The sequence below is a fragment of the Pseudomonas sp. S31 genome (assembly GCF_016648105.1).
In the GTDB taxonomy this organism is placed as follows: Bacteria; Pseudomonadota; Gammaproteobacteria; order Pseudomonadales; family Pseudomonadaceae; genus Aquipseudomonas.
Genome location: NZ_JACVVE010000019.1, coordinates 82,543 through 95,467, shown reverse-complemented (window position 1 = coordinate 95,467; position 12,925 = coordinate 82,543). Strand labels below are relative to the sequence as shown.

At 63.7% G+C, this 12,925-nt stretch carries 10 protein-coding genes; 7 read left to right on the top strand and 3 right to left on the bottom strand.

The window, feature by feature from the left end:
* Positions 1 to 5 precede the first annotated feature (5 nt).
* Both hisA and hisF read left to right on the top strand, forming a co-directional pair.
* A complete protein-coding gene (gene hisA / locus IAE37_RS15685) occupies positions 6 to 743 on the top strand; it encodes a 1-(5-phosphoribosyl)-5-[(5-phosphoribosylamino)methylideneamino]imidazole-4-carboxamide isomerase (RefSeq protein ID WP_023382794.1) in 738 nt (245 codons plus the stop codon).
* A gap of 10 nt (positions 744 to 753) precedes the next feature.
* Positions 754 to 1,524: an imidazole glycerol phosphate synthase subunit HisF gene (hisF, locus tag IAE37_RS15680; protein ID WP_201175017.1), complete on the top strand. Its 771-nt coding sequence runs from the start codon at positions 754 to 756 to the stop codon at positions 1,522 to 1,524.
* 182 nt (positions 1,525 to 1,706) lie between these two features.
* Here the strand turns inward: hisF and choV are convergent, their stop codons facing one another.
* The 3 genes from choV to IAE37_RS15665 form a co-directional block, all read right to left on the bottom strand.
* Entirely contained in the window at positions 1,707 to 2,885 is a 1,179-nt protein-coding gene (gene choV, locus IAE37_RS15675) for a choline ABC transporter ATP-binding protein (RefSeq protein ID WP_201175015.1), read from the bottom strand.
* On the bottom strand, positions 2,882 to 3,730 hold the full coding sequence (gene choW / locus IAE37_RS15670; RefSeq protein ID WP_201175044.1) for a choline ABC transporter permease subunit: 849 nt from the start codon (positions 3,728 to 3,730) through the stop codon (positions 2,882 to 2,884). Before choW ends, choV begins: the two co-directional genes overlap by 4 nt.
* Before the next feature lie 81 nt (positions 3,731 to 3,811).
* Positions 3,812 to 4,759, bottom strand: coding sequence for a choline ABC transporter substrate-binding protein (locus IAE37_RS15665; protein ID WP_201175012.1), 948 nt, complete (start codon positions 4,757 to 4,759; stop codon positions 3,812 to 3,814).
* Between the two features lie 443 nt (positions 4,760 to 5,202).
* On the opposite strand from IAE37_RS15665, the gene IAE37_RS15660 reads away from it, so the two are divergent.
* The 5 genes from IAE37_RS15660 to IAE37_RS15640 all read left to right on the top strand — a co-directional run bounded on the left by IAE37_RS15660 (position 5,203) and on the right by IAE37_RS15640 (position 12,905).
* Entirely contained in the window at positions 5,203 to 6,579 is a 1,377-nt protein-coding gene (locus tag IAE37_RS15660) for an L-serine ammonia-lyase (RefSeq protein WP_201175010.1), read from the top strand.
* 494 nt (positions 6,580 to 7,073) lie between these two features.
* Positions 7,074 to 8,180 carry a GlxA family transcriptional regulator gene (locus IAE37_RS15655; RefSeq protein ID WP_201175008.1) on the top strand — a complete coding sequence of 369 codons (1,107 nt, stop codon included), beginning with the start codon at positions 7,074 to 7,076 and terminating at the stop codon, positions 8,178 to 8,180.
* 163 nt (positions 8,181 to 8,343) lie between these two features.
* A complete protein-coding gene (locus IAE37_RS15650) occupies positions 8,344 to 8,844 on the top strand; it encodes a sigma-70 family RNA polymerase sigma factor (RefSeq protein WP_201175007.1) in 501 nt (166 codons plus the stop codon).
* Between the two features lie 97 nt (positions 8,845 to 8,941).
* A complete protein-coding gene (locus IAE37_RS15645; RefSeq protein WP_201175004.1) occupies positions 8,942 to 9,895 on the top strand; it encodes a FecR family protein in 954 nt (317 codons plus the stop codon).
* Positions 9,896 to 10,064: 169 nt separating this feature from the next.
* Positions 10,065 to 12,905: a TonB-dependent receptor gene (locus IAE37_RS15640; RefSeq protein ID WP_236409984.1), complete on the top strand. Its 2,841-nt coding sequence runs from the start codon at positions 10,065 to 10,067 to the stop codon at positions 12,903 to 12,905.
* The last annotated feature ends 20 nt before the right edge of the window (positions 12,906 to 12,925 follow it).

Genomic DNA, 12,925 nt, shown 5'->3' with positions numbered 1-12,925 from the left:
CCAAGATGCTGATTATCCCCGCTATCGATCTGAAGGACGGTGCCTGCGTGCGCCTGCGCCAAGGCCGCATGGAAGACTCCACGGTGTTTTCCGACGACCCGGTGAGCATGGCCGCCAAGTGGGTCGAGGGTGGCTGCCGCCGCCTGCACCTGGTCGACCTCAACGGCGCCTTCGAAGGCCAGCCGGTCAACGGTGAGGTGGTCACCGCCATCGCCAAACGCTACCCGAACCTGCCGATCCAGATCGGCGGCGGCATTCGCTCGCTGGAAACCATCGAGCACTACGTCAAGGCCGGCGTCAGCTACGTGATCATCGGCACCAAGGCGGTCAAGCAGCCCGAGTTCGTCGCCGAAGCGTGCAAGGCCTTCCCGGGCAAGGTCATCGTCGGCCTGGATGCGAAAGACGGCTTCGTCGCCACCGACGGTTGGGCCGAGGTCAGCTCGGTGCAGGTCATCGACCTGGCCAAGCGCTTCGAGGCCGATGGCGTCTCGGCGATCGTCTACACCGACATCGCCAAGGACGGCATGATGCAGGGCTGCAACGTGCCCTTCACCAAGGCCCTGGCCGAAGCCACCTCGATCCCGGTGATCGCCTCGGGCGGCATCCACAACCTGGGTGACATCAAGGCCCTGCTGGACGCCAAGGCCCCTGGCATCATCGGCGCCATCACTGGCCGCGCCATCTACGAAGGCACCCTGGATGTCGCCGAGGCCCAGGCCTTCTGCGACAACTATCAAGGCTGAGGACTGAACCATGGCACTGGCCAAGCGCATCATCCCTTGCCTGGACGTGGACAACGGCCGGGTGGTCAAGGGCGTCAAGTTCGAGAACATCCGTGACGCCGGCGACCCGGTGGAAATCGCCCGTCGCTACAACGAGCAGGGTGCCGACGAAATCACCTTCCTCGACATCACCGCCAGCGTCGATGGCCGCGACACCACCCTGCACACGGTCGAGCGCATGGCCAGCCAGGTGTTCATCCCGCTGACCGTGGGCGGTGGCGTGCGCACCGTGCAGGACATCCGCAACCTGCTCAATGCCGGTGCCGACAAGGTTTCGATCAACACCGCCGCGGTGTTCAACCCGGAGTTCGTCGGTGAAGCGGCGGACCGTTTCGGTTCGCAGTGCATCGTTGTCGCGATCGACGCCAAGAAGGTATCGGCAGCCGGCGAGGAGCCGCGCTGGGAGATCTTCACCCATGGCGGGCGCAAACCGACCGGGCTGGACGCCGTTGAATGGGCGAAGAAGATGGAAGGCCTGGGTGCCGGTGAGATCCTGCTGACCAGCATGGACCAGGACGGCATGAAGAACGGCTTCGACCTGGGCGTGACCCGTGCCATCAGCGATGCGTTGGGGATTCCGGTGATCGCCTCGGGTGGTGTGGGCAACCTGCAGCACCTGGCGGACGGGATTCTGCAAGGGCATGCCAGCGCGGTGCTGGCGGCCAGTATCTTCCACTTTGGCGAGTACACGGTGCCGGAGGCCAAGGCCTACATGGCTTCGCGCGGGATCGTGGTGCGCTGAACCATCGATTGGGGCTGCTTTGCAGCCCTTCGCGGGCAAGCCCGCTCCTACAGGGATACGCGTTCCCCTGTAGGAGCGGCCTTGCGCCGCGATGGGCTGCAACGCAGCCCCAATCGCATCCTCGTGATTCCCTGTAGGAGCGGCTTTAGCCGCGAATGGGCCGCAAAGCGGCCCCAATTGCATCACCCGTGATTCTTGCCAAGCAAAGCATGGTAAAGCTCGGTATCCCCAAGAATCCCCACCACCTTGTCATTCTCCTGCAGCACCAGCTTGTTCCCCGTCTGGTAACGAATCTGCAGCGCTTCACGCATGCCAATGTCGGCATGCACCAACGTCGGCTTGCGGCCCAAGCCTTCCACGGCCTGCCCTGGCGCCCAGTTCTGCATGTCCAGCCCGTTCTGCCCCTGACGCGCTCGCTTGATCGAGTTGCCTTCGCCCAGGTCGATCCACGAATCGCCACCCGGATCGAGGCATATCGAACCATTGACCCGCTTGCAGTTGTCCAGGCTGCGCATCAGGCTGCGACCGCACAGCACGTTCAACGGATTGGTATGCGCGACGAAGGTACGCACGTATTCGTCGGCCGGGTTCAGCACGATTTCTTCCGGCTTGCTGTACTGAATGATCCGCCCGTCCTTCATGATGGCGATGCGGCTGCCCAGCTTCAGCGCTTCGTCGAGGTCGTGGCTGACGAACACGATGGTCTTGCTCAACTTGCGCTGCAATTCAAGCAACTCGTCCTGCAAACCCTGGCGGATCAGCGGGTCGAGCGCCGAGAATGGTTCGTCCATCAACAGGATGTCGGCATCCATCGCCAATGCCCGGGCCAGGCCCACGCGCTGCTGCATGCCGCCGGAGAGCTCGTCGGGCTTCTTGTTGCGCCATTGGGTCAGGCCGACCAGTTCGAGCTTCTCGTCGACCAGCTTGCGCCGCTCCTTTTCCGGGCGGCCCTGCATCTCGAGGCCGAAGCTGATGTTCTCGCGCACCGTCAGCCAGGGCATCAGGGCGAACTTCTGGAACACCATGGCGATGCGCTTGGTGCGCATCATCTTCAGCTCTGCCGGCGTGCAGTGGGCGATGTCGATGTGCTTGCCTTCGTGCTCGACGAACAGCTTGCCGCGGCTCACGGTATTGAGGCCATTGATGCAGCGCAGCAGGCTCGACTTGCCCGAGCCCGACAGGCCCATCAGCACGCAGATCTCGCCCTTGTTGATGTCCAGGTTGGCTTTTTCGACGCCCACCACCAGGCCGGTCTGCTTGAGGATCTGCTCGCGGCTCTGGCCCTTGTCGAGCAGCGCCAGGGCTTCGCGCGGCTTGTTGGAGAAGATGACGTCGACGTCTTCGAATCGAATGATGCTCATGCTTCACCCCTTACCGGCAGCTCCGGTTGCTTGCAGATACGGTCGAGCATGATTGCCAGCAACACGATCGCCAGGCCTGCTTCGAAGCCCAGGGAAATATCGGCGGTGTTCAGTGCGTTGACCACAGGTTTGCCCAGGCCGTCGGCGCCCACCAGGGCGGCGATCACCACCATCGACAGCGACAGCATGATGCACTGGGTGACGCCGGCGGCGATGCTCGGCATCGCGTGCGGCAGTTCGATACGGGTGAGCAGCTGGCGGCGCGAGCAACCGAACGCCTTGCCGGCGTCCATGAGCTCCTGCGGCACGTCGCAGATGCCCAGGTAGGTGAGGCGGATGGGCGCGGCGATGGCGAACACCACCGTCGAGATCAGCCCCGGCACCACGCCCAGGCCGAACAGGGTCAGGGTCGGGATCAGGTAGACGAAGGTCGGCACGGTCTGCATCAGGTCGAGTACCGGGCGCATGGCGGTGTAGAACATCGGCTTGTGCGCGGCGACGATGCCCAGCGGCACGCCGATGGCCACGCAGACCACCGTGGCGAAGGTGACCTGCGCCAAGGTTTCCATGGTTTCCTGCCAGTAGCCCAGGTTGAGGATCAGCAGGAAGGAGAGGGCGACGAACACGGTCAGCGCCCACTTGCGCTGGATCAGGTGCGCGAGGGCGGCGAACAGGGCGACGAGGACGTAGGGGTTGAACCAGGTCAGGGCACTGGTGACGCCATGGATCATGAATTCCAGGCCTTGGGCGATGGCGTCGAAATAATCGGCGCCATTCTGGGTCAGCCATTCGACGAACGACGCGATGTACTGGCCCAGGGGTATTTTTTGATCGATGAGCATGATAGCGAGCTTCCACCTGCAAAGATTGAAATCAGTCCGGGGCGGGCACGGTCCCGCCCCGAGGTAGCGCTACGGCGTATTACGTTATTGAGCGAGCTTGGCTTTGGCCGCCTCGAGGCCGGGTTTGCCATCCACGGTGGTGACGCCAGCGAGCCAGGTGTCCAGCTTGGCGGGGTTGTCTTTCAGCCACTTCTTGGCGGCCGCCTCGGGCTTCATCTTGTCGTCCAGGACATAGCCCATCATGGTGCTTTCATCCTTGAGTTCGAACGACAGGTTCTTCAGCAGCTGGCCGACGTTACTGCATTCATCCACGTAGCCCTTGCGGGTGTTGGTGAGCACGGTGGCCTTGCCGAAGTCGGGGCCGAAGAACTCGTCCCCGCCGGTGAGGTACTGCATCTTGAAGCGGGTATTCATCGGGTGCGGTTCCCAGCCCAGGAACACCAATGCCTCGCCGCGCTTCTGCGCCCGGTCGACCTGCGACAGCATGCCGGCCTCACTGGACTGGACGATCTTGAAACCGGCGTCCTTCAGGCCGAAGGCGTTCTTGTCGATCATGCTCTGGATGGTGCGGTTGCCATCGTTGCCGGGCTCGATGCCGTAGATCTTGCCGTCCAGTTCCTTCTTGAACTTGGCAATGTCGCTGAAATCCTTCAGCCCCTTGTCATACAGCGCCTGGGGCACAGCCAGGGTGTACTTGGCGTTCTCCAGGTTGGCGCGCACGGTTTCCACGGTGCCGGCGTCGCGGTATTGCTTGATGTCGTTCTCCATGGTCGGCATCCAGTTGCCGAGAAACACGTCCAGGTCCTTGCCGGTGGCCAGCGACTTGTAGGTCACCGGTACCGAGATCATCGTGGTGTGGGTCTTGTAGCCCAAGGCCTCGAGCACGACGCTGGTGGTCGCCGTGGTGACGGTGATGTCGGTCCAGCCGACATCGGAGAAGCGTACCGTCCGGCACTGCTCGGGTTCGGCGGCCTGGGCCAGCAGCGGAGCACTCAGCAACGCAACCAGCAACAGCGAGGGTGAACCTTTCATGGATGGACTCCTGTGATTTTGTCTTCGGGTTCGCATGGGTCGCCGGGCGTTCTCACGGTCCGGTCGACCAGGCCTGCAGAGGGCAGGTTGCGTGGCCGTGCTTTACGAGTCGCTTTCGATAATCCTCCAGCGCCGGGCAATCGCCTACTGGTGGGGTCGTAACCAGTACGTAACGGGTCGCATCCAGTACGAGCGATGTCGTTTATGGATTCTTCTACCCCTGCAGCCGCGTTTTTGCGTCATCCGGCCGCTGGAAAGCGGCGCTCGGATGGCCGAAAAGCCAGCGGCGCAGCTGGACAAAAGTACGTCGGTTGCAGACGGCGAGGGGGTAGGCAAAAGCCCGATGATGCGTGCATTCCTGGCGGCTCGCAGCTATCAGCCTAGCAGTTGCCCCGCCCTGCGCATGGCGCGCAGAGACAAGCCCAGCAAGAGGTGTTTCGACAATGGCCATCAGCGTGTTCGACCTGTTCAAGATCGGGGTGGGGCCTTCCAGCTCGCACACCGTGGGGCCCATGCGGGCCGGTGCGTTGTTCGTCCAGGGGCTGCGCGAGCGCGGCGAGCTGGAACGGGTCAAGCGGATCGAGGTGCGCCTGTATGGCTCGCTGTCGGCCACCGGGGTCGGTCACGGCACCGACAACGCCACCATCATGGGCCTGATGGGCGAATGGCCCGACGCCATCGACCCGACGCAGATCGTCCCGCGTATCGCCGACCTGCGCGAAACCGACACCCTGCTGCTGGATAACCGCCTGCCCATCGAGTTCGTCTGGGCCCGCGACATGCTGCTGCTGGACGAAAACCTGCCCTATCACCCCAACGCCATGACCCTGATTGCCGAGGGTGAACAGGGCGAGCTGCACCGCGACACCTACTACTCGGTCGGTGGTGGTTTCGTGGTCGACGAGGCGCAGGCCGCCAGTGGCGTGCTGGACGCCGACCAGACGGTGCTGCCGTACGATTTCAACAGCGCCGCCGAACTGCTGCGCCTGTGCAAGCAAAACGACCTCAGCGTGTCGCAATTGATGATGGCCAACGAGAAGGTCTGGCGCAGCGAGGCAGAGATTCGCGCCGGCCTGCACAAGCTCTGGGACGCCATGCAGGAATGCGTCGCCAACGGCCTCAAGTACGAGGGTATCTTGCCTGGCGGCCTCAATGTGCGCCGCCGCGCCGCCAAGCTGCACCGCAGCCTGCAGGAGATCGGCAAGCCCAACGTCATCGGCTCGACCATGAGCGCGATGGAGTGGGTCAACCTGTTCGCCCTGGCGGTCAACGAGGAGAACGCCGCCGGCGGGCGCATGGTGACCGCGCCCACCAATGGCGCGGCCGGCATCATCCCGGCGGTGTTGCACTACTACATGCGCTTCAGTGATGAAGTGGACGAATCCAGCGTGGTCGATTTCTTCCTCGGCGCTGCCGCGGTGGGCATCCTGTGCAAGAAGAACGCGTCGATTTCCGGTGCCGAGGTGGGTTGCCAGGGCGAGGTCGGTTCGGCTTGCGCCATGGCCGCCGCTGGCCTGGCCGAGGTGCTCGGGGCGACCCCGGCGCAGGTGGAGAACGCTGCCGAGATCGCCCTGGAGCACAACCTCGGCCTGACCTGCGACCCGGTCGGCGGGTTGGTCCAGGTGCCGTGCATCGAGCGCAACGCGATTGCCGCGGTGAAGGCGATCAACGCCGTGCAGATGTCCCTGCGTGGCGATGGCGAGCATTTCATCTCCCTCGACCAGGTGATCCGCACCATGCGCGACACCGGCGCCGACATGCACGACAAGTACAAAGAGACCTCGCGCGGTGGCCTGGCGGTCAGCGTCATCGAATGCTGAGTCGTTGAGTTAGCCTCGAAGGCCTCTTCGCGGGTAAACCCGCTCCTACAGGTAACCCGCGATCCTGTAGGAGCGGGTTCACCCGCGAATGGCCTTCCACCGATCCATCCTGTGCACTGCGCGCCCATCGCGCCCCTTCCTGGTGCACCACTCATCCCGACCGATCGTCGCCTGTCGTAATCAGCATGGGCATTGTCGGTGACACTCAAGAGTGTCGTTTCTGGGCAACCTACACTGCGCGTGTCACCAAATTGCTCAGCCGTTACACGCAGCGCGCTAGCACGCCTGTTTGCGATGACTGGCCAACATCCAACGAAGCACCTGATTTGCCTGATGCAGGCGTCGTTTTCAGGTTTTTTTGGACAGCCGTTCAATTTCAGGCACGGCGTTTGCGTTGAGATTGGCCACCAGCCCCGGCATACGAAACCGAGGCCATAACAAGAATCAGTGCTCGCCTGAGGCACACCCCAGCATTTGTGTGAGGAGAAATCGCGATGACGTCGTACACCTCCGGGAATCCAACCCAGAACCGCACAGCCCCGCAGTCCATCGGGTTTCTCCTTCTGGACAACTTCACCCTCATTTCCCTGGCATCGGCCGTGGAGCCGCTGCGCATGGCCAACCAGCTGTCCGGCCGCGAGCTGTACCGCTGGCACACGCTGACCGCCGATGGCGGCCAGGTCTGGGCCAGCGATGGCCTGCAGATCACTCCCGATGCCGCCATGCACAGTGCTCCGCCCATCGACACCGTGATCGTCTGCGGCGGCGTGGGCATCCAGCGCAGCGTCACCCGTGAGCACGTCACCTGGCTGCAGGCCCAGGCCCGCCAGTCGCGCCGCCTGGGAGCGGTGTGCACCGGCAGCTGGGCGCTGGCCTGCGCCGGCTTGCTCGACGGTTTCGATTGCAGCGTGCATTGGGAGTGCCTGGCAGCCATGCAGGAAGCCTTCCCGCGGGTGAACATGAGCACCCGCCTGTTCACCCTCGACCGCAACCGCTTCACCAGCTCCGGCGGCACCGCACCACTGGACATGATGCTGCACCTGATCAGCCGCGATCATGGCCGCGAACTGTCGGCGGCGATCTCCGAGATGTTCGTCTACGAGCGCATCCGCAACGAGCAGGACCACCAGCGCGTGCCGCTCAAGCACATGCTCGGCACCAACCAGCCCAAGCTGCAGGAAATCGTCGCGCTGATGGAGGCCAACCTCGAAGAGCCGATCGACCTCGACGAATTGGCGGTGTACGTGTCGGTATCGCGGCGTCAGCTCGAGCGGCTGTTCCAGAAGTACCTGCATTGCTCGCCGTCGCGCTACTACCTGAAGCTGCGCCTGATCCGCGCGCGGCAGCTGCTCAAGCAGACCCCGATGTCGATCATCGAGGTGGCGTCGGTGTGTGGTTTCGTGTCCACGCCGCACTTCTCCAAGTGCTACCGCGAGTATTTCGGCATTCCGCCGCGTGACGAGCGCGTGGGCTCCAACACCGCGCAGCAGGTGGCGATGATGCCAATCCCGCAGGCCATGACCCTGTCGCCGCACAGCGGGCCGCTGGGGGCGTTGAGCCAGGCGCGCAACGAGTCGACGTTCGCCAGTGTGAGGCTCTGAGACCACGTCGCCTGCTTCGCGGCTAAAGCCGCTCCTACACGATCCCTGTAGGAGTGGCGTTAGCCGCGAAGAGGCCCGCACAGGCAACACAATCCATGTATTGATAATGATTCTCGACTACGGGTAACATCGCCGCCCTCGAAACACACTGGCAACCCACCCCGTGGCGGACGACAAACTCCAGCTCTACCTGGCCCATCGGGCGGCATTGCTCGACTATGCCGCGCCGATCGTCGGCTGCCGCGCCCGTGCCGAGGATGTGGTGCAGGAAGCCTGGTTGCGCTTCAGCCGCCAGCACGACGATGTCGACATCCGTCACCCGGTCAGCTACCTGTACCGCATCGTGCGTAACCTGGCATTGGACCAGACGCGCCGCAGCGCCACCGAAAAAGCCCAGCCCGATGGCGACCAGATCCTTGCCGAGCTGCCCTCCAGCAGCGCCTCGCCCGAGCAGGCAGTGACCCAGCAGAACGAGCTCAGCGTGCTCAGCCGCGCCCTCGAGGATCTGCCCGAGCGCACCCGCGTCGCCTTCGAGATGCATCGCCTGGGCGGGCATACCTTGCAAGAAGTGGCCAACCACCTGAATGTTTCGGTCAGCCTGGTGCATCAACTGGTGCGCGATGCCCTGAACCACTGCATGGCCTGTCTGGAGGATGATCTGTGAAAAAAGCCCGCGCTGCTGCGTCTTTTGCCGAGCGGGGCAACTCTGTGCGACCCTGCGCGGCCTCCGCACCTTCGAGCCACCAGGAGTCACGCCGGACATGACGTCAGCAGATCTCATCACCAGCCGCCGCGAGCAGGCACTGGATTGGCTCATGCGCCTGCAACAGGCGCCACACGACCCACATCTACGTGAGATGTTCGAGCAGTGGCGCGCCAGCGACGCGGCCAATGCCGAGGCCTACCGCAAGGCCGAGCGTGTCTGGCAACTGACCGGGCAATTGGCCCCGACCACCACACAACACTGGCCCAAGGCGCCCGTGGTGCAACTGCCTGCACGGCGGCGGCGCTGGTGGCTGGGCGCTGCGGTGGCCGCCTGCCTGCTGGTCGCGGTGGCGCCGTCGCTGAGCCTGCGCTTGCAGGCCGACTACCGTACCGGGCAGGGTGAGACGCGCGACGTGACCCTGGTCGACGGCAGCGTGGTGCAGATGGACAGCGACACTGCTATCGCCGTCGACTACTCCGGTGCTCGGCGTGACGTGAGGTTGCTGACCGGCCAGGCCTTCTTCGAGGTGAAACCTGACAAGGGCAAGCCGTTCCGGGTGCATGCCGAGGCCATCGAGGTGACTGTGACCGGCACCGCCTTCAACGTCGAGCTCCGCCCGGGTCGGGTGGGGGTGGATGTTCAGCATGGGTCGGTGCGGGTCGCGGATGAGCAGGGCGCCCATGTGCTGGCGGGGGCACTCACGGCCGGGCAGCGGCTGCGCTACCGCGATGGGCTGGCGCAGGTTCAGGCATTCGTGCCGTCGCAGGTGGCTGCCTGGCGCCAGGGGCAACTGATCGCCGATGACCAACCGGTGGCCGAGTTGGTGCAAGCGTTGGCGCGCTATCTGCCGGGCAAGGTGCTGTTGCGTGACCAGGCGTTGGGCGAAAAGCGCGTTACCGGCGTGTATGACCTGCGCAAGCCCGAGACGGCGTTGCGCGCCCTCGTCCGCCCGCATGGGGGCGAGGTGCGCAGCTATGGGCCTTGGCTGTTGGTGCTGAGCAAGCCTTGAGCGTCCTGGGGCCGCTGCACAGCAGCCCCAAATCCCCCTCTGAAAAAATAATTTCACAATTTTCTGAAAATTCCCCGCACTGCCCCGTCTTCTTCCCCGCGCGCAATAACTGATATCGATTCGTATTCAATTTTTTGCCCCGGCGACTGCCTGGGTGCGGGGATGTGGGATGATCCAGACAACAAGCCGGAAGCCGCGCAGCGCGCGGGATTGGTCGTTGCGCCTGAAGCATGGGGTGGGCGTGGGCCTGCTCGGTTTCAGCTGCGCCATGGCGGCACTGCCCGCGCAGGCCGAGCCCGAGGCCGCACCACGTTCGGTGCTGGCCCAGGTCCACCCCTTCGATATTCCGGCACAGAAACTCGCCATCGCGCTGATCACCTTCGGCCAGCAAAGCGGCCTGCAGGTCACGGTCGACCCCGACCTGCTCGACGGCCTGCAGTCCACCACGGTCAGCGGCCAGCTCAGCAACGAGGCCGCCCTGGCGCAGCTGCTGCTGGGCACCGGCATCACCTGGGACTACGAATACGGCGCACTGATGTTTCGCCTGCTGCAAGCCGACGACGGCGTGGTGGAGTTGCACAACACGATGATCCTCGGCAATACCGAGGAAAACAGCTTCATGGGCGCCACGGTCGTCGACCGCAAGGCCATCCAGGCCTTCCCCGGTGCCAACGGCGACATCACCACGATCCTGCAGATGCATCCCAACGTGCAGTTCAGCAGCGACCAGAAAAGCTCCAGCACTCCCGGCGAGATCGACCCCGCCGACATCAGCATCAACGGCGCCAAGTTCTACCAGAACAACTTCATGATCGACGGTATTTCGATCAACAATGACCTCGACCCCGGTTCCCACACCTACAACGACACCCGCCAGTTCGACTCCACGCCCAGCCGCTCCCACGGCATCGCCCTGGATGCCGACCTGCTCGAAGAGATCAAGGTCTACGACAGCAACGTGCCAGTGGAATACGGCGGCTTCAATGGCGGTGTGGTCGACGCCATCACCCGGCGCCCCACCCAGGACCTGCACGGCAAGATCTCCTACGCCATGAGTCGCTCGGAGTGGACCCGTTACCACATCAGTGGCGAAGACAAGGAAAGCTTCGAGAACTCCTCCAGCGAGCAGAGCCAGCCCGAGTTCAAGAAGACCACCGTGCGCGGTACCCTCGAAGGCCATCTCAACGAAGACTTCGGCGCGCTGCTGAATTTTTCCCAGAAGCGCTCGTACCTGCCGCTGCGCACCTACAAGAATGGCTACAACAGCCCCAACAACGACAACGAGCAGGAGCAGACCCGCTCCCTCGACAACTTCCTGCTCAAGACCTACTGGAACATCAACGACCGGCTGACCCTGGACACCTCGATCGTCTACGCGCCCCAGGAAAACACCTACTTCCGCGAGGACAGCCGCGATTCCGGTTTCACCAACATCAACGGCGGCTGGCAGGCCTCGCTCAAAGCCATCTACGAGGGCGACAGTGCCCGCTGGACCCAGCAACTGGCGCTGACCGACCTATATGCCTCGCGCGATTCCGACAGCGACGAGTACTACAACTGGTACTGGTCCACCAGCAAGGACTGGGGCAACCCCGACCGCGCCACGGCGCGCAGTCAGCAAGGTGGCTACGGTAGCTTGCAGCAGACCCAGCGCGGCCTCGACTACAAACTCAAGGCCGACTGGCAGACCTTCGCTGTCGGCCCGACCCAGCATAGCCTGAGCACCGGCCTGGAGCTCGGCTACCAACGTGCCACCTGGGAACGCGAAGACGATGCCGTGGCCTACACCACCTTCAAGCGCGACAACGGCGCGTCGTGCGGCGACGACCGGGGGTGTTCGGTCGGCACGCAGCTCAGTGGCGACACTCGCCAGTGGGCATCGGCGATGATGGTCTACAGCGCCGGCCGCCTGCAGATGGACCAGAAGCAGTACGCGTTGTTCGTCCAGGACGAGATCGGCTATGGCAACCTCACCCTGCGCCCGGGCCTGCGTTTCGAGGGCGACGACTACATGGAGAAGAAGACCCTGGCCCCGCGCCTGGCCGGTGACTACGACTTCTTCGGCGACCGCAGCACCGTGCTGGTGTTCGGCGCCAACCGCTACTACGGTCGCAACCTGTTCAAGTACCGCCTGGCCGACGGGCGCGACACCTTCACCGCCCGTTACACCCGTGCCCAGCAGGCCGATGACTGGACCCTGGCCAGCCGCAACCTCAACACCAGCCAGTTCCGCAGCATGGACATCCCCTACGATGACGAGCTGATGCTTGGGATCAACCAGCGCTGGTTGAACACCGACTTCCAGCTCAAGTACATCAACCGCAAGGGCCACGACCAGATCTACCGAACCCAGCCCTACTACAACCTGGACGAAGCGGAAATCCCGGCCGGCTACAGCAAGAACTACTACGTCTACCTCAACGCCGGCACCAGCAAGAGCGAGAACATCAGCCTCACGGTCACCCCGTTGCAACCGCTGAGGTTCGGTGGCACCAGCACCAGCGTGCAGTTGGCGCTGGACTGGTCGCAGAGCAAGGGCGCCCATGGCTTCACCTATGAAGCCGGGGTGGATCGCGAAGAGATGGACAACGAGCCGGTCTACTACGACGGCAAGCTGGTGCCTTACGAGGAACTGCCGGCCAGCGACTTCAACCGGCCGTGGACTGCGCGCCTGGTGACCATCACCGACATTCCCCAATGGCACCTGTCGGTGAGCAACTTCTTCCGTTACCGCGGCCCCTACGACCAAGTGGTCAAGGTCAGCCCCGACGCGGAAGTCGACGGCAAGACGTACAGCCGCTACGAAACCGTCGCCACTCCGGGCGCACCGACCTGGGACATGCGCCTGGCCTGGGATATTCCCACCGGCAAGGAGCAGGCGTTCTTCGTCAACGTCGACATTACCAACGTCACCGACCAGGTGAACAAGATCGCCAGCCGCACCTCGACCAGCGTGGTCAGCTACGAGGTGGGGCGCCAGTACTGGCTGGAAGTCGGCTACCGCTTCTGACCTTCTACAAGAACATGGAT